This is a genomic window from Castellaniella daejeonensis (assembly GCF_039523555.1).
GTDB classification, from domain to species: Bacteria; Pseudomonadota; Gammaproteobacteria; order Burkholderiales; family Burkholderiaceae_B; genus Castellaniella; species Castellaniella daejeonensis.
In genome coordinates this window covers 570,246-594,475 of sequence record NZ_BAAAFN010000015.1, presented here as the reverse complement: position 1 = coordinate 594,475, position 24,230 = coordinate 570,246, and the positions used below count along the sequence as shown (strand labels likewise).

The window sequence follows — 24,230 nt, the reverse complement described above, 5'->3', positions numbered from 1 at the left end:
CTCGGCCCGATCTCACCCGAACCTGCCGGTGATGTAGTCTTCGGTTTCCTTGCGGGCGGGCTTGATGAAGACCTGGTCGGTGGGGCCGAATTCCATCAGCTCGCCCAGGTACATGTAGGCGGTGTAGTCGGAACAGCGCGCCGCCTGCTGCATGTTGTGGGTGACGATGACCACGGTGTAGTCGGACTTCAGTTCGGCGATCAGTTCCTCGATCTTGGCCGTGGAGATCGGGTCCAGGGCGGAGCACGGCTCGTCCAGCAACAGGACTTCGGGCTTGATCGCCACGCCGCGCGCAATGCACAGGCGCTGCTGCTGGCCGCCGGACAGGCCGTTGCCGCTCTGCCCGAGCTTGTCCTTGACCTCGTTCCACAGGGCCGCCTTGGTCAGCGCCCATTCCACCCGCTCGTCCATCTCACCCTTGCTCAGGCGCTCGAACAGCCGCACGCCGAAGGCGATGTTGTCGTAGATGCTCATGGGAAACGGCGTGGGCTTCTGGAACACCATGCCGACCTTGGCGCGGATCAGGGAGATGTCCAGCCGGGAATTGAGCAGGTCCTCGCCATCCAGTTCGATGGAACCTTCGGCGCGCTGGCCCGGATAGAGCTCGAACATGCGGTTGAAGGTGCGCAGCAGCGTGGATTTCCCGCAGCCTGACGGACCGATGAAAGCCGTGACCTTCTTTTCCGCGATGTCCATGTTGATGTCGCGCAGGGCGTGGAAGCCGCCGTAGTAGAAGTTCAGATTGCGCACGGCCAGCTTCGTGCGTTCTTGGGCAGAGGGCGAATGCAGGGTCATGGCTTGGAATCGATTATTTGCGGAACAGGCTGCGCGCGGCGATATTGATCCCCAGCACCAGCAGGGTGATCAGCGCGGCGCCCGCCCAGGCCAGCCGGTTCCAGTCCTCGAAGGGACTGGCGGCATACTGGAAGATCACCACGGGCAGGTTGGCGATGGGGGCGTTCATGTTCAGCGACATGAACTGGTTGTTCAGGGCCGTGAAGAGCAACGGCGCGGTTTCGCCGGCGATGCGGGCCACCGCCAGCAGGATGCCCGTGACGATGCCGGAGCGCGCGGCCCGGTAGCAGATGAAGACCACGATGCGCCACTGCGGGCAGCCCAGGGCCGCCGCGGCTTCGCGCAGGCTGTTGGGCACCAGGGACAGCATGTTGTCCGTGGCCCGGACCACCACCGGGATGACCAGGATGGCCAACGCGAACGCGCCCGCCCAGCCGGAATAATGGCCCACCTGCGCCACGTAGATGGCGTAGATGAACAGGCCGATGATGATGGACGGGGCCGAAAGCAGCACGTCGTTCAGGAAGCGCGTGGCCGGCGCCAGCCAGCCCCGGCGGCCGTATTCGGCCAGGTAGGTGCCGGCCAGCACCCCGATGGGCGTGCCGATCAGCGTGCCCACGGCCGACATCAGCACGCTGCCCACGATGGCGTTCAGCAGGCCGCCATCTTCTCCGGGCGGCGGGGTGCTTTCCCAGAACAGCGACAGCGACAGGGCGGAACCGCCCTTGAGCAGCAGCGTGAGGATGATCCAGGCCAGCCAGAACAGGCCCGAGCCCAGCGTCAGGCCCGACAGGGCCAGCATCACGCGGTTGAACAGGCGCCGGCGCCGGTAGACCGGGTTGCCGACGACGATGCGGGAGTCGGAAATGGCCATCAGTGTTTCGTGCCTTCTTTGCGCGCCAGCCGCAGCAGCATGAACTTGGACAGGGCCAGCACCACGGTGGTGATCAGGAACAGGATCAGGCCGAGTTCCAGCAGGGCCGATTTCTGCAGGCCGCCCGCTTCGTTGAATTCATTGGCCAGGGCCGAGGCGATGGAGTTGGACGGCGAGAAGATCGAGGAAGGCAGGTTGAAGGCATTGCCGATCACGAAGGTGACCGCCATGGTTTCGCCCAGCGCGCGGCCCAGGCCCAGCATGATGCCGCCGATGACGCCGTGCTTGGTGTAGGGCAGCATGATCTTCCAGACGACTTCCCAGGTGGTGCTGCCCAGCCCGTAGGCGGATTCCTTCAGCATGGGCGGCACCTGCTCGAAGACGTCGCGCATCACCGCCGCGATGAAGGGGATGATCATGATGGACAGGATCAGCCCCGCCGTGAACAGGCCGATGCCCATGGGGGGGCCGCCGAACAGATGCTCCAGCACCGGAATGCCTTCGAAAAAATCCACCATGTACGGCTGGACGTATTCCTGGAACAGCGGCACGAACACGAACAGGCCCCACATGCCGTAGATGATGGACGGGATCGCGGCCAGCATCTCGACCGCCACGCCCAGCGGGCGGCGCAGCCAGACAGGGGCCAGCTCGGTCAGGAACATGGCGATGCCGAAAGACACCGGCACCGCGATCAACAGCGCCAGAAAGGCGCTGATCACCGTGCCCAGCACCGGCACCAGCGCGCCATAGCTGTGCCGCACGGGGTCCCAGTCGTTGGTCCACAGGAACGGCAGGCCGTACTCGGCCAGGGAATCCCGGCTGCCATAGACGAGGGATGCCAGAATCCCGGCCAGCAGAATGAAGACGAAGAACGCAAACAGGCGGGTCAGGTGCCGGAATCCGGCATCGACCAGAAGACTGCGCTGCGTATTGGCCATGAGGAGATCATCCGTGGCGACAGGGACCCGGCGCGCCGTGGTCCCGCATCGGAATTCGAAAAGGGTCATTTTCCCACAAACGGTGCGGCGCCCGGCCGCACCGCGCCGCAGGCGCGGCGGCGTGCGGGTCTCACTGCCAGACCGCCGTGCCGTCCTCGCCACGCACCCGTTCGGTCCAGATGCCGCGGATCTTGGCGGTCACTTCGCCGGGCAGCGGCACGTAGTCCAGTTCGCTGGCCATCGCACCGCCTTCGCGCCAGGCCCAGTCGAAGAAAGCCAGGACTTCGCGGGCTCGCTTGGGATCGGCCTGCCTGCCATGCACCAGGATGAAGGTGGCCGCCGTGATGGGCCACGAATCCGCCCCTGGTTCGTCATTCAGGACCAGGCCCATGCCGGGCGCCGAATCCCAGTCGGCATGCGCGGCCGCTGCCGCGAACGTCTGCTGCGAGGGCTGCACGAACCGGCCTTCGCGGTTCTGCAGCTGGACCCAGGCCAGGCCGTTCTGGTGGGCATAGGCATATTCCACGTAGCCGATGGAATTGGCCAGCTGGCGCACGTAGGCGGCCACGCCCTCGTTGCCCTTGCCGCCCTGGCCCACGGGCCATTTCACCGCCTTGCCCTGGCCGACCTGCTCTTTCCAGGCAGGCGACACGCGGGACAGGTAGTTGGTCCAGCCGAAGGTCGTGCCCGAACCGTCCGATCGGTGCACCACCACGATGCCCTTGGCGGGCAGGGTCAGGTCCGGGTTCAGGCCGGCGATCGCCGGATCGTTCCATTTCCTGATCTTGCCCAGGAAAATGTCCGCCAGGACCGGGCCGGTCAGCTTGAGCTGGCCTTCCTGGATGCCCGCGATGTTGACGACCGGCACGGTGCCGCCGATGACGGCGGGAAACTGGACCAGGCCGTGCTTGTCCAGGTCCTCGGGTTTCATCGGATCATCCGAAGCGCCGAAATCGACCGTCCCGGCGATGATCTGCTGCTGCCCGCCACCCGAGCCGATGGACTGGTAGTTGACGCGGTTGCCGGTGACTTCCTGGTATTTGGCCGCCCACTTGGCATAGATCGGGTAGGGGAAGGAAGCGCCCGCCCCCGTCAGGTCTGTGGCATGCGCCGCGACGCTCGCGGCAGCCATCATCGCCAGGCCGGCGGCGCATCGCGTCAGAATCCGTTTGAACATGTCTTGAACCCCTTGTGGTTTGCAGTGTCCGGCGAGTCCGGGGATGCCCCGGGCCGCCAGGAAGACATGGTAGAAGGCGGAAGTGACAGTTTGATGACAGGGGCGGCCGCCACGTCGCGGCCTGCATGCCGCTCCGGGACCAGTCTCCCCACGTCGCGGCCTGCATGCCGCTCCGGGACCAGTCTCCCCACGTCGCGGCCTGCATGCCGCTCCGGGACCAGTCTCCCCACGTCGCGGCCTGCATGCCGCTCCGATTCGATCGGCACGGCAGGGTCCGCAGGGACCCTGCCGTGTCCGATCTCATCCCAGTCTTGCCAGCAGGTGTTGGTGCAGGTTGAAGGGGGCGCGGCGGTTGCGCACGCGCAGGTAGCGGCCATCGGGCTGGGCGGCCCAGGCCAGCTGGTTGTCCCGCCAGGCGAAGGTGAAGGCCTCGTCGATGATGCGGCGCCGCAGCGTCTTGTCCAGCACCGGGAAGGCAAGTTCCACGCGCCGCAGGAAATTGCGGTCCATCCAGTCGGCCGAGGACAGGTACAGGGGCTCGGCGCCGTCCTGGTAGAAGTAATACACCCGCGAATGCTCGAGGAAGCGGCCGATGATGGACCGCACCCGGATGCGGTCGGACAGGCCCGGCACGCCGGCCTGCAGCGCGCAGGCGCCGCGCACGATCAGATCGATGCGCACGCCCGCCTGGCTGGCCTCGTAGAGCGCATGGATCACCGTGGGCTCGAGTAGTGAATTCATCTTGGCGCGTATCCGCGCCCGCTTGCCCGCGCGGGCGAATTCGGTCTCCGAGCGGATCAGGCCCAGCACGGTCTCGTGCAGGGTGAAGGGCGATTGGAGCAGCAGCTTCAGTTCGCGGCGAGCCCCCAGGCCGGTCAGCAGCGAAAACACCTGATCCATGTCTTCGCACATCTGCTGGTTGGCCGTCAGCAGGCCGAAATCGGTGTACAGCCTTGCCGTGCGCGGGTGGTAATTGCCCGTGCCCAGATGCCCGTAGCGGCGGATGCGGCCGTCCTCGCGGCGCAGCACCAGGGCCATCTTGGCATGGGTCTTGTGCCCCACCACGCCGTAGCTGACATGGGCGCCGACTTCTTCCAGGCGCGCGGCCCAGTTGATGTTGGTCTGCTCGTCGAAGCGGGCCATCAGTTCGACCACCACCGTGACTTCCTTGCCCGCACGGGCGGCCGACAGCAGCAGGCCCATCAGTTCGGAGTCCTCGCCGGTGCGGTAGATGGTCTGCTTGATGGCCACGACCTGGGGATCGAGCGCCGCGCTGCGCAGGAACATCAGCACGGGCTGGAAGGACTGGTAGGGGTGGTGCAGAAGATGGTCGCGGGCGGCGATCGCCGCGAACAGTTCCTCGGGCCGTTCCAGGCCGCCGTCGAACGGCGCCGGCATGCGCGGCCGGAAGGCCGGGTATTCCAGGTCGGGCCGGTTGACCCGGTTGCACAGCTGCATCAGGCGGGCCAGGTTGACCGGGCCGTTGACGCGATAGGTGTCGGCCGCCCCCAGGCCGAATTCGCGCTGCAGGAACAGCTCGAGGTCGGGCGGCATGGCGTGCGCGATCTCCAGGCGCACCGATGCCCCGAAATTGCGCTGGGAGAGTTCACCCTGCAGGGCCTGGCGCAGGTTGGTGATTTCTTCCTCGTCGACGAACAGGTCGCTGTTGCGCGTCACCCGCCACTGGTAGCAGCCCTGGACGTTCATCCCCGGGAACAGTTCGCCCACGAAGGCATTGATCAGGGTGGTGAGCAGCATGAAGCCGTCCGGGATGCCGGCGATCTCGGCGGGCACCTTGATCATGCGCGGCAGCGCCCGCGGCGCCTGGACGATGGCGATGTGGCCTTCGCGGCCGAAGGCGTCCTCGCCGCTGAGCGAGACGATGAAATTCAGGCTCTTGTTGTAGACGCGCGGAAAGGGATGCGCGGGATCCAGGCCGATGGGGGTCAGCAGCGGCATCACGTCGCGCCGGAAGATCCCATGGGCCCATTCCCGCTGCAGGTCGGTCCAGCCCGTCGAATAGATCAGGCCCACGCCGTGTTCCATCAGCTTGGGCATGACTTCGCCGGTCAGCAGGCGGTTCTGGCGATCCACCAGGGCATGGGCGGCGCGCTGCACCCGGTCGAAGGCCTCGTCCGGCGTCATGCCGTCCACGCCCCGCAGTTCCGGTGTCTGGCGCTGCTGTTCTTTGAGGCTGGCCATGCGGATCTCGAAGAACTCGTCCAGGTTCGAGCCGACGATGCATAGATAGCGCAGGCGTTCCAGCACCGGCACGTCCGTGCGCTCGGCCATGGACAGCACCCGCTCGTTGAATTTCAGCACTGACAATTCACGGTTCAGGAGAACCGGCATTTCTTCGTCGGCCCGCATGCGCGCCTCACAATCCTGTCATGAATCGGCCACTATAATCGCACAGTGTGACATTTTCTGGTAAGGACGGGCCCTCAGCCATGGACAACCGGCTCGCCTCGATCGACCTGGGCTCCAACACCTTCCGGCTCTCGATCGGACGCATCGTGCGCCATGGTGGCACGGCCCAGATCTATGCCGAAGACAAGCTGCGCGAGCTGGTCGCCCTGGCCAACGGCCTGGACGAGCACAAGCGCATCGACGCGGCCACCGTGAACCAGGCCCTGGCGGCCCTGCGGCGCTTCGGCGAACGGCTGCGCGGATTCCACCCCGCCAACGTCCGCGCCGTGGCCACCAACACGTTCCGCGTGGCGCGCAACGCGGCCGAAATCCTGCCTGCCGCGGAACGCGCCCTGGGGTTTCCCATCGAGATCATTTCCGGCCAGGAAGAAGCCCGCCTGATCTACCTGGGGGTGATCCAGGACCTGCCGACCTCGGACCACAGCAGGCTGGTGATCGACATCGGCGGCGGCTCCACCGAATTCATCATCGGCCAGCACGACCAGCCCCTGGAACTCGCTTCGCTCGAACTGGGCTGCACCACCTGGACACGGCAGTTCTTCCCCCAGGGCCGCATCACCGAATCCCGCATGCGCCAGGCCGTCCTGGCCGCGCGCGGCGCCATCGAGACCATCGCCAACCGCTACCGCAGCCGGGGATGGCACGAAGCCTACGGCTCATCGGGCACCGCCAAGGGCCTGCTGGCCGTCCTGGTCGAGAACGGCCTGAGCACGCGCGGCATCACCCTGGACGGCATGGAGCGACTGAGCGCCGCCCTGGCGCGCGCCGGCGAAGTCCGCCTGCAGGACTGGGCCGGCCTGAAGCCGGAACGCGTGCCGGTCCTGCCCGGCGGGCTGGCCATCATGATGGCCGCCTTCCACGAACTGGGCATCGACCGGATGCGGGCGGGCGACGGCGCGCTGCGCATCGGCGTGCTGCATGATCTGCTGGGCCGCGATTCCCACCAGGATCGGCGCGACGAGACCGTGCGCCAGATGCGCGGCCGCTACCAGGTCGACGCGGCGCAGGCCGGGTTCGTGCGCGGCCTGGCGCTGCAATTCTTCGACCAGCTCGGGCTGGACGACGATCCGGACACAGCCGAGCTGCGGCGGGCGCTGGCCTGGACGGCCGAACTGCACGAGATCGGCCTGGCCATCGCCCGCAACGACTACCACAAGCACAGCGCCTATATCCTGGAGCACGCCGACATGCCCGGGTTTTCGCACGACGACCAGCGTCTGCTGGCCTTCCTGGCCCTGGGGCACCAGGGGCGCCTGGCCAAGGTCCGCTGCTACGAACCCGACCGCGCGCGCTGGCTGGCCCTGTGCTGCCTGCGCCTGTCGGTGCTGCTGCTGCGCCGCCGGGAACCGCTGGGCGCGCTGCCCCTGCGCCTGCGCGCCCAGGACAGGCACATCGCCCTGAACGTACCGTCGGACTGGCTGTCGGCCCGCCCCCTGAGCGGTCTCCAGCTGAAGAAAGAAGCCACGATCTGGCGCAAGGCCGGTTTCGACCTGAACGTCATCGAATCCTGAAAATCACGCCGCCTGTGGGGCGGGCTCGCCCGCACGAAGGCCGCGCGTTCTTCAGTCGATCCCGAAATGCCGCCGGTAGCGTGCGTCCAGCCGATCCAGGTCCAGCAGGATCGGAAAATCGGCGGTATGGAAATCCGGATCCCAGGCGGGCGCGCCGCAGATCGTCGCACCCAGGGCCAGGTAGCCCTTGATCAGGGGCGGCACTCGCGCCGGCAAGACGCTGTCCAGGCGATCAACCGGATAGGGGTGCAGGGGCCGGATGCGTGGCACGTCGGGATTGCGTTCCATCAGGGCGCACGCCCTGCGCCAGACTTCCGAGGCCGTCGCCCCGCCATCGCGCAGGCTGACGCTGGCACAGCCCAGCATGTAGCGGTAGCCGCCCTGCCGCATGACCTGGGCCAGCCCCGACCACAGCAGCATGATGGCCGTGCCGTGCCGGAATTCGGCATCGATGCAGGAGCGGCCGACTTCGACCAGCAGCGGACGCAAGGCCGCCAACGGCCCCAGGTCGAACTCGGACTCGGAATAGTAGCCGCCCGCCTGGAGCGCGGCCTCGGGCGTGAGCAGCCGGTAGGTGCCCACCACCCGTCCCGTGCCCGTATCGCGCACCATGAAATGCACGCACCAGGAATCGAAATGGTCCACGTCGCGGTCGCCCACGGCCTGCGGAAACACCGCGCCCATGTCTTCGGTGAAGACCCGGAATCGCAGGCGCTGCAAGGCCTCCAGATCGGCCTGGCTGCATGCGACGGTCAGGGTCAGCCCACCGGCTTCGGCCCCGGGCCAGTCTATCCGCTTCATCGGTCCTGCGTGCAGGAAAGGAACGTGGGCAAGCATGGCAGACTCCGGAAAGTCACGATGGAGATATTCTGCCGATGCTCTGTGAGAATCATGTGACAGCGGTGCTCATTCAGGCCAGCCTGACCGCCACGAGCCGGCGCACGCCTTCTTCGGCCAGCGCCTCGTCGTCGGCTTCCACCATGAGGCGCAGCTTGGGCTCGGTACCCGAGGCCCGGATCAGCACCCTGCCCCGATCGCCCAGCGATGCGCGCACCGCGTCCGACGCTTCTTTCAGGCCGGCGTGCGTCTGCCAATCCAGGCCGGGCGCGAGCGGCACGTTGACCATTTTCTGGGCGTACATGGACAAATCGGACACCAGTTCCGCAAGGGATGCATCCGCATGCCGCATGGCTGCCAGCACCTGCAGGGCGGCCACGATGCCATCGCCCGTGGTGTGGCGGTCCAGGCACAGCAGGTGGCCGGAGCTTTCGCCGCCGTACAGCCAGCCGCGCTGGCGCAGGACTTCCAGCACGTAGCGGTCGCCGACCTTGGCCCGCTCGAACGGAATGCCCAGTTCGCGCATGCGACGCTCGAAGCCGAAATTCGTCATCAGCGTGCCGACCACGCCCTGGATGGGCTGCGTGCGTGCGCGATCGCGCACGATGGCGTAGAGCAGCTCGTCGCCATTGAACAGGCGGCCGGAAGCATCCACCATCTGCAGCCGGTCGGCGTCGCCATCCAGTGCGATGCCCAGGTCCGCCCCCTGGGCCGCCACGGCGGCCACCAGGGTCTCGGGGTGGGTCGCACCGACGTTTTCATTGATGTTGAAGCCGTCGGGCTCGCAGCCGATCACGGAAACATCGGCGCCCAATTCGCGGAACACATGCGGCGCGATATGATAGGCGGCACCGTTGGCCGCATCGACCACGACCTTCAGCCCCTGCAGGTCGAGTTCGCTGGGGAAGGTGCTCTTGCAGAATTCGATGTAGCGGCCCGCGGCGTCGTTGATGCGCCGCGCGCGGCCCAGGCCGGCCGAATCGGCGCAGCCCAGAGGCTCGTCCAGCAGAGCCTCGATGGCTTCTTCGGTTTCGTCGGGCAGCTTGGTGCCCGCCCCGGAAAAGAATTTGATGCCGTTGTCGTAGTGCGGGTTGTGGGATGCACTGATGACGATGCCTGCGGCCAGGCGCCAGGCTCGCGTCAGATAGGCGACCGCCGGCGTGGGAATCGGGCCGGCCAGCATGACGTCCACCCCGGCCGCCGACAGGCCGGCTTCCAGCGCGGATTCCAGCATGTAGCCGGAAATGCGGGTGTCCTTGCCGATGACCACGGTGGGCCGCCCGGCGGATACGGCACCGCGGGCCAGCACGCGGCCGGCGGCGTAGCCCAGGCGCAAGGCGAATTCTGCGTTGATCCGATCGCCGCCCACGATGCCGCGCACCCCGTCGGTTCCGAAATACTTGCGTGCGCTCATGCACGGACTCCTTGTTCGACGGCCGACCAGACCCGCAGCGCATCCACGGTATCGGCCACATCATGGACGCGCAGGATATGCGCGCCCCGCACAGCACCGGCCAGGGCCGCGGCCACGCTGCCGCCCAGGCGCCGCGACGGGGGACGCCCGGTGACGGCACCGATCATGGACTTGCGCGACACGCCCAGCAAGCTGGGGTATTCCTGCCCGACGGCCTGGGGCAACAGCCTGAGCAGGGTGTAATTGTGCTCCACGGTCTTGCCGAATCCAAATCCCGGATCGAGCACGATGCGGTCGGCCGCGATGCCCGCCTGCCGCAGCCGCCGGGCGCCCTGGTGGAGATAGTCGTGGATTTCGGCGACCACGTCGTCGTAGGACGGTGCGTCCTGCATGGTGCGCGGCTCGCCGCGCATGTGCATCAGGCACAGGGCGCAATCGGCATCGGCCACCGCCTCGATCGCACCCGGCGCCGAGAACCCGCCGATGTCATTGATCATGTCGGCGCCCGCCGCCAGGGCGGCCTGCATCACGGAAGGCTTGCAGGTATCCACCGACAGCGGCACGCCGCAGTCGCGCAGGGATTCGATCACGGGCAGGATCCGGCGCAGTTCCTCGTCGGCCGGCACCGCCTGGGCGCCGGGACGCGTGGATTCCCCGCCGATGTCGAGCAGGTCTGCGCCTTCCTCGACGAGGAGGCGCGCGTGCGCGATCGCCTGGTCAGCCTGGAAGTGGGCGTTGCCGTCGGAAAACGAATCCGGCGTGACGTTCACGATCCCCATGACCAGGGGGCGCTCCAGGGACAAGCGGAACCGCCCGCACTGAAGATGGTCAGGCATAGGAAAGGCCGCCGGTCGGATCAGACCGGCGTCGCGGCGGGACCTTTGTCGTTGCTGGCGGCCGGCTGGCCGGCAGACGGCGCCTGCGGGGGCGTGTCGCCGCCGGACGACGGCGGCTGCGGCGCACGCGGCGGGCGGCCGGCCATGATGTCGTCGATCTGCTCGGCATCGATGGTTTCCCATTCGAGCAGGGCCTTGGCCATGGCATGCATCTTGTCTTGGTTGGCCTCGATCAGGTCGCGCGCCACGCGGTACTGCTCGTCGATGATGCTGCGGATCTCGGAATCGACCTTCTGCATGGTGGCCTCGGACACGTGCGTGGTCTTGGTCACGCTGCGGCCCAGGAAGACCTCGCCTTCGTTTTCAGCATACACCACGGGGCCCAGCGAATCCGTCATGCCATAACGCGTGACGATGTCGCGGGCGATGGCGGTGGCGCGTTCGAAGTCGTTGGAGGCGCCGGTGGTCATCTGGCCCATGAAGACTTCTTCCGCGATGCGGCCGCCGAACAGCACCGCGATGGTGTTCAGCAGGCGTTCCTTGTCCATGCTGTAGCGGTCGCCTTCGGGCAGCTGCATCGTCACCCCCAGGGCGCGGCCGCGCGGGATGATGGTGACCTTGTGCACGGGGTCGGTCTTGGGCAGCAGGCGCGCCACCAGCGCGTGGCCGGACTCGTGGTAGGCCGTGTTGCGGCGCTCTTCTTCGGGCATGATCAGCGAGCGGCGTTCCGCGCCCATGATGATCTTGTCCTTGGCCTTTTCCAGGTCGGACATGTCGACGGTGCGGCCGTTACGGCGCGCCGCGAACAGCGCGGCCTCGTTGATCAGGTTGGCCAGGTCGGCGCCGGAAAAGCCCGGCGTGCCGCGCGCCAGCACGTTCGGATCGACGTTCTGGGCGATGGGCACCTTGCGCATGTGGACCTTCAGGATCTGCTCGCGGCCACGGATGTCGGGCAGCGACACGACCACCTGGCGGTCGAAGCGGCCCGGGCGCAACAGCGCCGGATCCAGCACGTCGGGCCGGTTGGTGGCCGCGATCACCAGGACGCCCTGGCCGGTCTCGAAACCGTCCATTTCGACCAGCAGCTGGTTCAGGGTCTGTTCGCGTTCGTCGTTGCCCCCGCCCAGGCCGGCGCCGCGCTGGCGGCCCACGGCGTCGATTTCATCGATGAAGATGATGCAGGGGGACTGCTTTTTGGCGTTCTCGAACATGTCACGCACGCGGGCCGCACCCACGCCGACGAACATTTCGACGAAATCCGAGCCGGAAATGCTGAAGAACGGGACCTTGGCTTCGCCGGCGATGGCCTTGGCGAGCAGGGTCTTGCCCGTGCCCGGAGGGCCGACCATCAGCACGCCGCGCGGAATGCGGCCGCCCAGGCGCTGGAACTTGGTGGGATCGCGCAGGAAATCGACCAGTTCCTGGACGTCTTCCTTGGCTTCGTCGCAGCCGGCGACGTCGGCAAAGGTGATGTTGTTGTTGTTTTCGTCGAGCATGCGCGCGCGCGACTTGCCGAAGCTGAAGGCCCCGCCCTTGCCGCCGCCCTGCATCTGGCGCATGAAGAAGATCCACACCCCGATCAGCAGCAGCATCGGGAACCAGGAGATGAACAGGCTGGTCAGGAAGGAAGGTTCTTCGCGGGCCTTGCCGGACACCTGGACGCCGTTCTTGACCAGTTCGGGCACCATCCACAGGTCGCCCGGCGAGGTCAGGCTGTAGGAACGGCCGGATTCCGGAGTCACGTAGATCGTGTCGCCCTGGATGTCGACCTTGTTGATGCGGCCGGCCCGCGCGTCGTTCATGAATTGCGTGTAGCTGACCGAATCCCCGCTCGCGACCGGGTGCCCGTCGAACTGCTTGAACACCGTGAAGAGCACGAGCGCGATCACCAGCCAGACCGCAACCTTGGAAAACGAGTTGTTCAAAGCCAACCTCCTGGGTATATACCGCTGCCGGCCCGCCGACCACGCGCCGCATCCGGCGGCGCACAATTACAACAAGCTGACAAATACGTCAATGCTTCATTCTACCTGAATCCGCCACGCGGACGCAGCGGCCGTGGAAGCCGCCGATGCCCGCGAAAACCCGTCCCGCAGCAGGGCCTTCGACGGGTCGCTGCAAGGCGGGGCCCCGAAATGGCCGGCCTTTCAGGCCTGCTGCCCGGGGGGCGTTTTCAGGCCGCGTCCCACGAGAAACGTCTCGGAGGATTCGTCCCGGGACGCCTTGGGCTTGCGTTCGACCACCCGCACGAAATGCTGCTTGAACATCTGCACGATCTGGGAAAACCCGCTGCCGTGAAAGGCCTTGACGATCAGGGCGCCATCCGGCTTGAGGTGGCCGCAGGCGAATTCCAGCGCCAGTTCGCAGACGTGGGCGATGCGGGCGGAATCCGCCGAGGCCACACCGGATAAGTTGGGGGCCATGTCGGAAATTACAAGATCGACGGCGCGTCCTTCCAGCCGCTCGTGCAGTTGCGCCAGGACATCGTCCTCGCGGAAGTCGCCCTGGATGAATTCGACCCCGGCAACAGGCTCCATGGGGAGCAGGTCGAGCGCCAGCACGCGGCCGTCGATCGCGCCGCCCGCCGCCAGCAGGCGCTCACGCACGACCTGCGACCAGCTGCCGGGGGCCGAACCCAGGTCCACGACCACATCGCCGCGCCGCAGCAGCTTTTCGGTGTCCAGGATCTCGATCAGCTTGAAGGCGGCACGGGCACGGTAGCCCTTTTGTTGCGCCATTTTGACGTAAGGGTCGTGAATATGCCGCTGGACCCAGGCTTTGGAGAATTTTTTCTTGGCCATTCTCGTACAATTCCACTATGCCGAAACTCGAACTGACCTCTCAGCAGCGCAGCGCCCTGCGCGCCGCCGCTCATCCCCTGCATCCCGTCGTCCTGATCGGCGACCGCGGCCTGACTGCCGCCGTGCTGGAAGAAATCGACCGCACCCTGGCGGCCCATGAACTGATCAAGATCCGCGTCGCCGGCGCCGAGCGCGATGAACGCGATGCGATGCTGGAGGAAATCTGCGAAACGCTGTCCTGCGCCGCAGTGCATCATCTCGGCAAGACGCTGATTATCTACCGGCCCGATGCGCTTGCGCAACAAGCCGCACAGGCGGCCGAAAACGCCACCCGGGCCGTGCGTCGGAAATCCGAACCCTACGTGCCCAAAAAACAGGCGGCGCAACCTCGTGCCGCCCGCCCCACCGCCCGGCGTGCCGAAGGCGCAGGCCAGAACGATGCCGGGAAGCGATCGGCACCCAATGCCGGACAAAAGCCGCTGGCGGCCGACCGCCGGGGTTCGGGCAAACCGGCCGCGGGCGGCCGCACCGGCGCAGGCACAGGCCATGGCATTCCGCGCCGCAGCGGCAGCGCGCTGTCGCTGCGCGCCGGCGCCCGCCGCAACCGCACCAGCCGGGGCTGAAGCCCGGCTGCGGGCGTATCCGTCATTCGTAGCTGACGGAACAGACTTCGTATTCGCGCACGCCGGCCGGCGCGCGCACTTCGACCACGTCGCCTTCGCTCTTGCCGATCAGCGCCCGCGCCACGGGGCTGGACACGGAGATCATGTTGGCGCGGATGTCGGCTTCCAGATCGCCGACGATCTGGTATGTGAGGCGCTCGCCCGATTCCAGGTCCTCGATCTCGACCGTTGCGCCGAACACGGCCTGGCCGGCGGCATCGAGCTCGGCCGGGTTGATGATCTGGGCGTTGGACAGGGTGCTTTCCAGTTCCTGGATACGGCCCTCGATGAAGCCCTGGCGTTCGCGCGCGGCGTCGTATTCGGCGTTTTCGGACAAATCGCCCTGGGCCCGCGCTTCGGCGATGGCGTTGATGACTTCGGGGCGCTCGACTGTCTTCAGACGATGCAATTCAGCTTGTAAGCGCTCTGCTCCGCGAGCTGTCAAAGGGATCGCAGCCATAGTTCCTGACTCAAAAGTAAAAGACGCCCCATGCGCGGGGCGCCTGACAACGAAAGAATATGGGCGAAATGTGGTGGTTCCGGCCCGCTGGGGGCTGCCTGGCCATGCTTGCCCGGATGGGTCTGTGGGATACGGCCATGGTTTGGGACCATCGGCATCCCGGCCAGGTGGCCTGCCGGCTCGCCCGTGAAAAACCCCGGCCGAAACCGGGGTGCTTGAAGGGTATTGTGGTCAATCCGAAAGGAAAAAGCAAGCCCCGGCTGACGCATGAAAAAGGCCCGGGGCCGCCCTGCGAGGCGGCCCCGGGCCCAAGCCGGAAGAGCGCGAGGCGCCTCAGGCGTAGGTCTTTACGGTGTTTTCCCGGGGCACCAGGAATTCCTCGAACGGATTGCGGCTGGCCGGGCTGACGCCGCCCCGCGCTGCCAGGATCGCACCGGCATCCACCTTGCCCGGCTCCTGCACCTTGTAGGCGGCGACCATGGCATCCGTGATGTCCTCGGGATACAGCGTCGATACATCCTTGATGGCTTTCCAGACATCGAGCTTTTCGCCGAAACCGTTGTTCTGCAGGCCCAGGTCCCCGCCGCCGGTCTTGAAGGCCGAATACGCGATTTCTTCCGGGTTCTTGCTCCTGCTCAGGGTTTCGTAGGACACATTGCCGCCGCCATACGTCACCATGTTGCGCATCCAGATCAGCGCACGCCCCAGGTACGAAGTCTGCTCCTGGTGTGCTTCCTTGATCTTGCTGCGCACCGCGTAGGCCTCGCGCGCCAGATCCTCGCCGAAGCACTGCTCGCGATCATGGAATTCCTGGAACTTCGTCTTGAATTCCTGATAGGCCTCGCTGATTTTCACGTTGTAGCTTTCCCGGACCTCGAGGTCCCCGCGGGGTTGCCGGGCGCTGCCGGCGGCCGGCGTGCTCTTGGACGGCTGGTCGCCCCAGGAAAGATAGGAATTCACGGCACTGATGACAGTCATCTCTGTTTTCTCAAAAGTTACATACAAGCCGGGGCCGGATGGATTCCGGTAACGCCCGCAGGCTTTTCAACCGATGAGTAACCATTGAAAAACAAGAGGTTCCATCCCCCGCACACGGAATCCGGCGCCATTTCCGGGCACGGGGAGCAACGCTCCGGATCCGGTATGCGGAGAAAGGCCGCATCAAGCCTGCGGCCGGTGCCTGCCGCGCAGCAGCGCATGCAGCAGGATGGCGCCGAAAGTCGCGGTGCCGATGCCGTCGAGCTTGAAGCTGCCGATGGCCAGGGAGAAATTGCCTGCGCCCAGGATCAGGGTGACGGCGGCGACGATCAGGTTGCGGTTGTCGCTGAAATCGACCTGGTTGACCACCCAGATGCGTGCGCCGGCGATGGCGATCAGGCCGAACACCACAACCGACATGCCGCCCAGCACGGGGGCGGGAATGGCCTGGATGAGTGCCCCGAACTTGGGCGAAAAACCCAGCACCACGGCCACCAGCGCGGCCACCACGAAGACCAGCGTGGAATAGATCTTGGTCGCGGTCATCACGCCGATGTTTTCGGCGTAGGTCGTCACGCCGGTGCCGCCCAGGGCGCCGGACACCATCGTCGCCACCCCATCGCCCATGAAGGCGCGGCCCAGGTAGCGGTCCAGGTTCTGGCCCGTCATGGCGCTGACCGCCTTGATGTGGCCCAGGTTCTCGGCGACCAGGATGATGGCGACCGGCGCGATCACGCTGATGGCGTGGGCTTCGAATACCGGCGCCGTCAGCGTGGGCAGGCCCAGCCAGGGCGCCGCGGCGATGGCGGCGAAGTCGATCGGCTTGCCCAGCCCCAGCCCGTTGGCCAGGATCACGTAGATCGCGCATGCGGCGAGCAGGCCCACCAGGATCAGCAGGCGCTGCACTAGGCCGCGCGTGTAGACCCCCACGGCACCGACGCACAGCACGGTCATGAGGGCCATGCAGGCATCGAACAGCGAACCGCCCATCGCACCCTTGGCCGCGATGGGCGCAAGGTTCAGGCCGATCACGGCGACGACCGCCCCGGTGACCACAGGGGGCATCCAGCGGTCGATCCAGTCGGCCGCCCCGCCCTGGCGGGCATTGAGCAATGCCGTGAGCAGGCCGATCCCGGTGTAGATCAGGCCGCAGACAATGATGGCGCCCAGGGCCACGCCCATGTTCAGGTTCGGCCCGCTGCCCGAATAGCCGCTGACGGCGATCACGCCGCCGATGAAGGCGAAGCTGGAACCCAGATAGCTGGGCACGCGGCCCCCGACGAACAGGAAGAAGATCAGGGTGCCCACCCCGGACATCAGGATGGCCGTGTTGGGATCGAAGCCCATGATGAGCGGCGCCAGGATGGTGGAACCGAACATGGCCACGACGTGCTGCGCGCCCATGGCCACGGTCTGGGGCCAGGCCATGGTTTCGTCGGGCTGGACCACGGCACCGTCGGCGGTGCCGGACACGCGGCGCCACTGCGGGAAATAGGAAGTCGTCATGAGGGGAACACGGCCCGGGGCCGCCCTGAAGAGAATGGTGGATGGGTGAAATTTCGTCGCAAGTGTAAGGCTGCATCTCGCGCCCCCGCAAGACGGGTCGACCCTGCGCCGCCGCGCCGGCCGGAGCGCGCGCAGGAACGGCGGCGGACAAGCCCGGCCCGCCGGGACTAACATGCCTCCAGCGGTCCGCCACGCCATCACCGGACCGCGTCCGCGGCAAAAGGAGGCCCGCAATGTCCAATCCACTCACTCTGTATACCGATGCGAATTTCATCAGCCCGTACGCCATGTCGGTCTTCGTTTCCCTGCAAGAAAAGGGCGTGCCCTTCGAGCTGTCGCCGGTCGACCTCGGCCGCGGGGCGCAACGCGAAGCCGGCTACGTCTCCCTGTCCCTGACGGGCAAGGTGCCCGCACTGACGCACGGATCGTTCGCACTGGCCGAGTCGTCCGCGATCACGGAATACGTGGATGAAGTCTTCCCGGGCACCGCGCTCTACCCGTCCGATGCGCCGCAGCGCGCCCGGGCGCGCCAGATCCAGGCCTGGCTGCGCACCGACCTGATGCCGATCCGGCAGGAACGCTCGTCGGAAAACCTGTTCCGCCGGCCGCCCCCGCCCGCGCCCTTGTCCGAAGCCGCGCAGCAGGCGGCCGGCAAGCTGTTCGCGGCGGCCGACCGCCTGTTGCCCCAGGGCGCGGACACCCTGTTCGGAGCATGGAGCATTGCCGATTTCGAACTGGCGTTCATGCTCAACCGGCTGGTCCTGTGCGGCGATGCCGTGCCACGCCGGCTGGCGGACTACGCAGACCGCCAATGGCACCGTCCCTCGGTCCAGCGCTGGGTCGTGCTGCCGCGTCCGGGCCTGTAGGGCGTCTCCACCCGCGCGCCCGCACGCCGGTGCGGCGCGCGGCAATCCGGGCGCCGAAACCCTGTTAGAATTCCAGAGGCGGGCCCCTTCGCATGGTTCGGCGGTGAACCTGGTCAGGTCGGGAACGAAGCAGCCACAGCCGCGCGGAACCAGTGCCGAAGTCAGGCTCGCCTTTCCTTTTCCCCCTGCAGGGCGGCCTATGAGCTATCTCGTCTTGGCGCGCAAGTGGCGCCCCCGTTCATTCGATACGCTGATTGGCCAGGATCACGTGGTGCGGGCACTGACCCATGCGCTGTCGTCCGGCCGGCTGCACCACGCCTGGCTGTTCACCGGCACGCGCGGCGTCGGCAAGACCACCCTGTCGCGCATCCTCGCCAAATCCCTGAATTGCGTCCAGGGCGTCACCGCCACGCCTTGCGGCCACTGCCAGGCCTGCACGGAAATCGACGCGGGCCGCTACGTGGACTACATCGAACTCGACGCCGCCTCGAACCGCGGCGTCGACGAAATGACCCAGCTGCTGGAACAGGCGGTCTACGCGCCATCGTCGGGCCGCTTCAAGGTCTACATGATCGATGAAGTCCACATGCTGACCGGGCATGCCTTCAACGCCATGCTCAAGACGCTCGAAGAGCCGCCCGAACACGTCAAGTTCATCCTGGCGACCACCGATCCGCAAAAGATCCCGGTCACCGTGCTGTCGCGCTGCCTGCAGTTCAACCTGAAGCAGATGACGGTGCCCGCCATCGTCGATCACCTGCAGGACATCCTGGCCCAGGAATCCGTGCCGGCCGAGCCCCGGGGGCTGCGCCTGATCGCCCAGGCGGCGGCCGGCTCGATGCGCGATGCCCTCTCGCTGACGGACCAGGCCATTTCCTTTTCGGCGGGCAACCTGACCGCGGCGGCCGTGGGCGAGATGCTGGGCACCCTGGACCAGCACCACCTGGTGAACCTGCTGCGCGCCCTGGCGGCCGCCGACGCGCCCGGCATCCTGGCCGTGGCCGACGATCTGGCCGTGCGCGGCCTGTCGTTCCAGGCCGCGCTGGGCGACCTGGCCGTGCTGCTGTCGCGGGTGGCCATCGCGCAACGACTGGGCCACGCCCAGCCCGACGATCCCCTGGCGGAAGACGTCACCGCACTCGCGGGCGCCCTGACGCCGGACGACGTCCAGCTGTTCTACGCCGTGGCGGTGCACAGCCGCCAGGAACTCACCCTGGCGCCCGACGAGCATGCCGGCTTCGTCATGGCCTGCCTGCGCATGCTGGCCCTGCTGCCGGAAGGCCGCGTGCCCCCGGCGGTGATGGGGCCGCCGCCGACAGCCGAAGCGGATGCGCGGCCCGCCGCCGTGACCACAGCCGCAGCGCCCGCCGTCGAAAACACGGCATCGGCGCCGACGGCATCGACGCCGGCCGCACCGCCCCCGACGCCGGCGCCCGTGCAGCACGCCGTGGCTGCGGCAGGCCCGGCCGCCGCAGACCTCCCCGCCTGGGAAGCGCCGCAACAAGAGCCCGCCCTGGCCAGCCCGGCCGAGCCCGATACGGCAGGGGTGCCCAGTGCGCCCGCGGCCCCCGTCCAGGCGGCCGGATCGCCGCGCCCGCCGAAACCGTCACCCGAGCCCGACCCGGCGCCCGACCGTGATCCGCCCCCGGACCCCGATCCGGCACCGCCCGCGCCCCCCGACGAAGCCGCATCCGCCACCGACGACTGGACGGATGCCGTGCCCGACGACCTCACGGCGGCCTTCGATGCTGCCGCTTCCCTGGGCGACCTGGGGATGGATCCGGACGCGTCCGCCGTCATCGCCGGGCTGACCGCCGAGCCGTCCGCAGCACGGCCGGAAACGCCCGATCCCGGCAGGATCACGGCCCACGACTGGCCGGCGGTGGCCGCCGGCCTGTCGGTCAGCGGCGCGGCCCGGGCGCTGGCGCTGAACAGCGAATGGCTGTCGGGCGACGATCACCGGATCCGCCTGCGGGTGGCCATCCACACCTACGCCAACGGCGGCGGCCACGACCGGCTGCGCACGGTCCTGTCGGAATATTTCGGCCGCGTCCTGCGGCTGGAAGTCGAATACGGCGCAACGGGCGACGATACCGCCCACGCCATCGACCAGGCCGAACGCAGCCGCCGCCAGCAGGCCGCCGAACAGGCGGTCGAACAGGACGAACTGGTCCGCGTGCTGGCCCAGCGCTTCTCCGCCCGCGTGGTGCCGGACTCGGTGCGCCCGCCCGGCGGCGCTCCGTCCGCTTACCACTAGGGTATAGTCCCACTCTTCGTTTGAAATCATCGAACCAGGACACCGCCATGATGAAAGGTCAGATCGCCGGGCTGATGCGCCAGGCCCAGCAGATGCAGGAAAACATGAAGAAGGCCCAGGAAGCCCTGGCCGAGCTGACGGTCGAAGGCGCCGCGGGCGGCGGGCTGGTCAAGGTCACCATGAGCTGCAAGTACGACGTCAAGCGCGTGACCATCGACCCGTCCCTGTACGACGACGACCGCGACATGATCGAAGACCTGGTTGCTGCAGCCTTCAACGACGCACAGCGCAAGGCCGAGGCCACCGCGCAGGAAAAGATGTCCGCCGTGACGGCCGGCCTGTCCCTGCCGCCCGGCATGAAGCTGCCGTTCTAAGGCGTACCCCGCGCTCATCGAGGAATTACCGAGAATGGCCGCCGGCCTGCCCGAACCGGAACCCCTGCGCGCCCTGATCGACGCCTTGCGGGGGCTGCCCGGCGTGGGCGTGCGCACCGCCCGCCGCATGGCCTACCACCTGCTGCAGCACGACCCAGACGGCGCCACGCGCCTGAGCGATGCGCTGCGCGACGCGGTCGGCGGGCTGCGCCACTGCGAACGCTGCAATTCCTTTTCCCAGACGCCGGTGTGCCCCACCTGCGAAGATCCGGAGCGGGACGCCGCCGTGCTGTGCGTCGTCGAGACGCCGGCCGACCAGAACATGATCGAGGCCAGCCACGGCTATCGGGGCCTGTACTACGTGCTGATGGGCCGGCTGGCGCCCCTGGAAGGCGTGGGCCCCGATCAGGTCCGGTTCGCCCACCTGCGCGACCGGGTCCGCGACGGCCAGGTCCGGGAAGTCATCCTGGCCACCAACTTCACTGCCGAAGGCGAGACCACCGCCTACTATCTGGCCGAGATGTTGCGCGAATGCGGCGTCCAGGTGACCCGGCTGGCGCGCGGCGTGCCCAGCGGCAGCGAACTGGAATACGTGGACGCCGGCACGATCGCCTGGGCGCTGATGGAACGCCGGCCCGGCTGATCCCTGGTCCGCCCGCGGGCCGATCCCGATCTTCGCACGTGGTTTCGTAGGCCAGGATGCGCCTGTGCGCTATCATCGAAACTCCAAACGCAGCATGACCACCAGGGAGACAAGCCATCATGTCGATTTCACGTCGTGAACTGCTCAAAACCGCCGGCGCTGCCGGGCTGCTGGGCGCGGTGCCCGGATTGTCCTTCGCGCAGGACGCGGCGGCCACCCCCGAGAAGAAGTCATTGACCATCGCGGTCGGCGGGCAGTCGCTGATCTACTACCTGCCACTGTCGGTGGCGCACCTGAAGGGCTACTTCAAGGACGAAGGACTGGACGTCACCATCGCCGATTTCGCGGGCGGCTCCAAGGCCCTGCAGGCCGTGGTGGGTGGCAGCGCCGACGTCGTCTCGGGCGCTTTCGAACACACCATCAACCTGCAGGCCAAGGGCCAGTTCTACCGCTGCTTCGTGCTGCAGGGCCGGGCGCCCATGATCGTGCTGGGCGTCTCGAAAAAGACCATGCCCGACTACCAGTCGCCCGCCGACCTGAAGGGCAAGAAGATCGGCGTCACGGCGCCGGGCTCGTCGACCAACATGATGGCCAGTTTCTTCCTGGCGCAGCACGGCCTCAAGCCCACCGACGTTTCCTTCATCGGCGTGGGCGCGGGCGCCGGGGCGGTCACGGCCCTGCGTTCCGGCCAGGTCGACGCCATCGCCAACCTGGACCCGGTGATCAGCACCCTGGCCAAGGAAGACGCCATCCGCATCATTGCCGACACGCGCACCCTGGAAGACGCACAGAAGATCTTCGGCGGCAACATGCCGTCGGGCTGCCTGTACACGTCCCAGGCATTCATCGATGCCCATCCGAACACCACCCAGGCGCTGGCCAACGCCATGGTGCGGGCCGACAAATGGATCCAGGCATCTTCGCCCGACGACATCGCCAAGCTGGTGCCCGAATCCTACCTGCTGGGCGACCCCGACCTGTACAAGCTGGCGCTCAAGGGCAACCGCGAGGCCTTGTCTCCCGATGGCCTGGTGCCGGAAGATGGCCCTCAGACGGCGCTCAACGCCCTGGCCGAATTCGTGCCGAACTTCGACCGCACGGCCATCGACATCTCCCGCATCTGGACCAACCAGTTCGCCACCAAGGCCAACCAGAAATACCCCCATGCCTGATCCGCGCGCGAACCAGGCCGGCGGCGGGGCGGACCAGCCCGCCCTGCTGCTGGAGCAAGTCACCTGCACCTTCATCTCGCCCGGCGGCGCATCGTACACGGCCATGCGCGACGCCACCCTCGCGGTGGCGCCGGGCGAGTTCGTCTCAGTCGTGGGCCCCACGGGCTGCGGCAAATCCACCCTGCTGAACATGGCGGCCGGGCTGCTGCGCCCCACTTCGGGCCGGGTGCAGGTATTCGGCCAGCCGTTGCAGGGGGTCAATTCCAGGGCGGGCTACATGTTCCAGGGCGAAGCCCTGATGCCCTGGCGCAGCGCCCAGGCCAACGTCGCCACGGGGCTGGAATTCGCCGGGGTATCCGCCGCCGAAACCGCCGAACGCAGCCGAGAATGGCTGCGCCGGGTCGGGCTGGGCGGCTTCGAGAACCGCTATCCGCACCAGATGTCGGGCGGCATGCGCAAGCGCGTCATGCTGGCCCAGACCCTGATCCGCGATCCGGACATCATCCTGATGGACGAGCCGTTCTCGGCGCTCGACGTCCAGACCCGCCAGCTGATGGAAAACGAAGTCCTGGACCTGTGGATGGCCCGCCGCAAGGCGGTGCTGTTCATCACCCACGACCTGGACGAGGCCATCGCCATGAGCGACCGCGTGGTGGTGCTGTCGGCCGGCCCGGATACCCATCCGATCGGGGAATTCATCATCGACATCCCGCGCCCGCGCGACGTGGCCGAAGTCCGCATGCAGCCGCGCTTCGTCGAACTGCACCAGGCCATCTGGGCGGTGCTGCGCGACGAAGTCCTGAAGGGCTACGAGCGGCAGCGCCGCGCCTGAACCCCATGGCCGGCCCCCAGTTCCCGTTTCCCGACCCGAGCCATCCACCGGAGCGCTTGCCACGATGAAATCCGATTTGTCCAAGCCTGTCCTGCGCGTGCTGCAACTGGGGTTGCTGGCCGCCATCCTGCTGATCTGGCACTGGGCCTCGCTGAACCGCAACGTCGCCTTCTTCTTCGGGCGGCCGCTGGACGTGGCCCAGGTCATCTGGGCCTGGTTCGTCACCGACGCCGGCATCTACCGCCATCTGTGGATCACGCTGTCCGAGACCGTGCTGGCCTTCGTCATCGGCACCATCGGCGGCCTGGGCTTCGGCCTGTGGCTGGGCCTGTCGCGCGGCGCCAGCGCCCTGCTCGAGCCCTACATCACGGCGGCCAATTCCATGCCCCGCGTGATCCTGGCGCCGATCTTCGGCATGTGGTTCGGCCTGGGCATCTGGTCCAAGGTGGCGCTGGCCGTGACGCTGGTGTTTTTCATCGTCTTCTTCAACGTCTACCGCGGCGTGCGCGAAGTCAGCCCCACCCTGCTGGACAACGCCCGCATGCTGGGCGCCAACCACCGCCAGCTGCTGCGCCACGTGTATATCCCCTCGGCCACCAGCTGGGTGTTTTCCAGCCTGCATACCTCCGTGGGCCTGGCCTTCGTCGGTGCGGTGGTGGGCGAATACCTGGGCTCGGCGGCCGGGGTCGGCTACCTGATCCTGCAGGCCGAAGGCACGCTGGACGTGAACACCGTGTTCGCCGGCATCGTCGTGCTGACGGTGTTCGCCCTGCTGCTGGACGGGATCGTATCGCTGGTGGAACGCCGCCTGCTGGTCTGGCAGCCCAGCCCCGGAGAGACGGCCAAGACCTGATCGCCCCCCGG

22 protein-coding genes and 1 other RNA gene are annotated in these 24,230 nt (G+C 67.3%); 10 read left to right on the top strand and 13 right to left on the bottom strand.

The genetic code is table 11. The features are described 5' to 3' along the window. Nucleotides 1–12 precede the first annotated feature (12 nt). The 5 genes from pstB to ppk1 form a co-directional block, all read right to left on the bottom strand. Nucleotides 13–795 (bottom strand): phosphate ABC transporter ATP-binding protein PstB, encoded by a 783-nt coding sequence (gene pstB / locus ABD022_RS12450; protein ID WP_325126328.1) that lies wholly within the window; start codon nucleotides 793–795, stop codon nucleotides 13–15. A gap of 13 nt (nucleotides 796–808) precedes the next feature. Further along, entirely contained in the window at nucleotides 809–1,669 is an 861-nt protein-coding gene (pstA, locus tag ABD022_RS12445) for a phosphate ABC transporter permease PstA (RefSeq protein WP_325126330.1), read from the bottom strand. Beyond that, nucleotides 1,669–2,610, bottom strand: a complete 942-nt coding sequence (gene pstC / locus ABD022_RS12440) for a phosphate ABC transporter permease subunit PstC (protein WP_325126332.1) — start codon at nucleotides 2,608–2,610, stop codon at nucleotides 1,669–1,671. Before pstC ends, pstA begins: the two co-directional genes overlap by 1 nt. Nucleotides 2,611–2,740: 130 nt before the next feature. Next, the gene (pstS, locus tag ABD022_RS12435) at nucleotides 2,741–3,787 is read right to left on the bottom strand and encodes a phosphate ABC transporter substrate-binding protein PstS (RefSeq protein ID WP_343821540.1); all 1,047 of its coding nucleotides are present in this window, start codon (nucleotides 3,785–3,787) and stop codon (nucleotides 2,741–2,743) included. 300 nt (nucleotides 3,788–4,087) lie between these two features. Continuing rightward, a complete protein-coding gene (ppk1, locus tag ABD022_RS12430) occupies nucleotides 4,088–6,157 on the bottom strand; it encodes a polyphosphate kinase 1 (RefSeq protein ID WP_325126336.1) in 2,070 nt (689 codons plus the stop codon). Nucleotides 6,158–6,237: 80 nt separating this feature from the next. Between ppk1 and ABD022_RS12425 the strand changes: the two genes are divergently transcribed. Further along, nucleotides 6,238–7,728 carry a Ppx/GppA phosphatase family protein gene (locus tag ABD022_RS12425; RefSeq protein WP_343821538.1) on the top strand — a complete coding sequence of 497 codons (1,491 nt, stop codon included), beginning with the start codon at nucleotides 6,238–6,240 and terminating at the stop codon, nucleotides 7,726–7,728. A 51-nt stretch (nucleotides 7,729–7,779) separates the two neighbouring features. Here the strand turns inward: ABD022_RS12425 and ABD022_RS12420 are convergent, their stop codons facing one another. From ABD022_RS12420 to ABD022_RS12400, 5 genes are all read right to left on the bottom strand, one after another. Next, entirely contained in the window at nucleotides 7,780–8,565 is a 786-nt protein-coding gene (locus tag ABD022_RS12420; protein ID WP_414647469.1) for a GNAT family N-acetyltransferase, read from the bottom strand. A gap of 73 nt (nucleotides 8,566–8,638) precedes the next feature. Further along, nucleotides 8,639–9,979: a phosphoglucosamine mutase gene (gene glmM, locus ABD022_RS12415; protein ID WP_325126340.1), complete on the bottom strand. Its 1,341-nt coding sequence runs from the start codon at nucleotides 9,977–9,979 to the stop codon at nucleotides 8,639–8,641. Continuing rightward, on the bottom strand, nucleotides 9,976–10,815 hold the full coding sequence (gene folP / locus ABD022_RS12410) for a dihydropteroate synthase (protein WP_325126342.1): 840 nt from the start codon (nucleotides 10,813–10,815) through the stop codon (nucleotides 9,976–9,978). The genes glmM and folP overlap by 4 nt, the downstream gene beginning before the upstream one ends. 20 nt (nucleotides 10,816–10,835) lie before the next feature. Continuing rightward, entirely contained in the window at nucleotides 10,836–12,740 is a 1,905-nt protein-coding gene (ftsH, locus tag ABD022_RS12405) for an ATP-dependent zinc metalloprotease FtsH (protein WP_325126344.1), read from the bottom strand. 222 nt (nucleotides 12,741–12,962) lie between these two features. Further along, nucleotides 12,963–13,616 (bottom strand): RlmE family RNA methyltransferase, encoded by a 654-nt coding sequence (locus ABD022_RS12400; RefSeq protein ID WP_325126345.1) that lies wholly within the window; start codon nucleotides 13,614–13,616, stop codon nucleotides 12,963–12,965. Between the two features lie 17 nt (nucleotides 13,617–13,633). On the opposite strand from ABD022_RS12400, the gene ABD022_RS12395 reads away from it, so the two are divergent. Next, nucleotides 13,634–14,239: a YhbY family RNA-binding protein gene (locus tag ABD022_RS12395; protein ID WP_325126347.1), complete on the top strand. Its 606-nt coding sequence runs from the start codon at nucleotides 13,634–13,636 to the stop codon at nucleotides 14,237–14,239. A gap of 22 nt (nucleotides 14,240–14,261) precedes the next feature. Here ABD022_RS12395 and greA read toward each other — a convergent pair whose 3' ends face one another. The 3 genes from greA to ABD022_RS12380 all read right to left on the bottom strand — a co-directional run bounded on the left by greA (nucleotide 14,262) and on the right by ABD022_RS12380 (nucleotide 17,222). Continuing rightward, the gene (greA, locus tag ABD022_RS12390) at nucleotides 14,262–14,738 is read right to left on the bottom strand and encodes a transcription elongation factor GreA (protein WP_325126348.1); all 477 of its coding nucleotides are present in this window, start codon (nucleotides 14,736–14,738) and stop codon (nucleotides 14,262–14,264) included. A gap of 333 nt (nucleotides 14,739–15,071) precedes the next feature. Next, nucleotides 15,072–15,716 carry a hypothetical protein gene (locus tag ABD022_RS12385; RefSeq protein ID WP_343821534.1) on the bottom strand — a complete coding sequence of 215 codons (645 nt, stop codon included), beginning with the start codon at nucleotides 15,714–15,716 and terminating at the stop codon, nucleotides 15,072–15,074. A gap of 183 nt (nucleotides 15,717–15,899) precedes the next feature. Further along, on the bottom strand, nucleotides 15,900–17,222 hold the full coding sequence (locus ABD022_RS12380) for a solute carrier family 23 protein (protein WP_325126352.1): 1,323 nt from the start codon (nucleotides 17,220–17,222) through the stop codon (nucleotides 15,900–15,902). Nucleotides 17,223–17,455: 233 nt separating this feature from the next. Here ABD022_RS12380 and yfcF point away from each other — a divergent pair, with 233 nt between their 5' ends. From yfcF to ABD022_RS12340, 8 genes are all read left to right on the top strand, one after another. Beyond that, the gene (gene yfcF / locus ABD022_RS12375; RefSeq protein ID WP_325126354.1) at nucleotides 17,456–18,088 is read left to right on the top strand and encodes a glutathione transferase; all 633 of its coding nucleotides are present in this window, start codon (nucleotides 17,456–17,458) and stop codon (nucleotides 18,086–18,088) included. A gap of 77 nt (nucleotides 18,089–18,165) precedes the next feature. After that, nucleotides 18,166–18,263: signal recognition particle sRNA small type (ffs, locus tag ABD022_RS12370), an RNA gene on the top strand. Between the two features lie 24 nt (nucleotides 18,264–18,287). Continuing rightward, a complete protein-coding gene (gene dnaX / locus ABD022_RS12365) occupies nucleotides 18,288–20,345 on the top strand; it encodes a DNA polymerase III subunit gamma/tau (RefSeq protein WP_343821532.1) in 2,058 nt (685 codons plus the stop codon). A gap of 47 nt (nucleotides 20,346–20,392) precedes the next feature. Beyond that, a complete protein-coding gene (locus tag ABD022_RS12360) occupies nucleotides 20,393–20,719 on the top strand; it encodes a YbaB/EbfC family nucleoid-associated protein (RefSeq protein ID WP_325126358.1) in 327 nt (108 codons plus the stop codon). 34 nt (nucleotides 20,720–20,753) lie between these two features. After that, a complete protein-coding gene (gene recR, locus ABD022_RS12355) occupies nucleotides 20,754–21,362 on the top strand; it encodes a recombination mediator RecR (RefSeq protein WP_325126360.1) in 609 nt (202 codons plus the stop codon). Between the two features lie 119 nt (nucleotides 21,363–21,481). Continuing rightward, nucleotides 21,482–22,534, top strand: coding sequence for an ABC transporter substrate-binding protein (locus tag ABD022_RS12350; protein WP_325126362.1), 1,053 nt, complete (start codon nucleotides 21,482–21,484; stop codon nucleotides 22,532–22,534). Further along, the gene (locus tag ABD022_RS12345) at nucleotides 22,527–23,366 is read left to right on the top strand and encodes an ABC transporter ATP-binding protein (protein WP_325126364.1); all 840 of its coding nucleotides are present in this window, start codon (nucleotides 22,527–22,529) and stop codon (nucleotides 23,364–23,366) included. The genes ABD022_RS12350 and ABD022_RS12345 overlap by 8 nt, the downstream gene beginning before the upstream one ends. A 64-nt stretch (nucleotides 23,367–23,430) precedes the next feature. Further along, a complete protein-coding gene (locus ABD022_RS12340; protein WP_325126366.1) occupies nucleotides 23,431–24,219 on the top strand; it encodes an ABC transporter permease in 789 nt (262 codons plus the stop codon). Nucleotides 24,220–24,230: the final 11 nt, after the last annotated feature.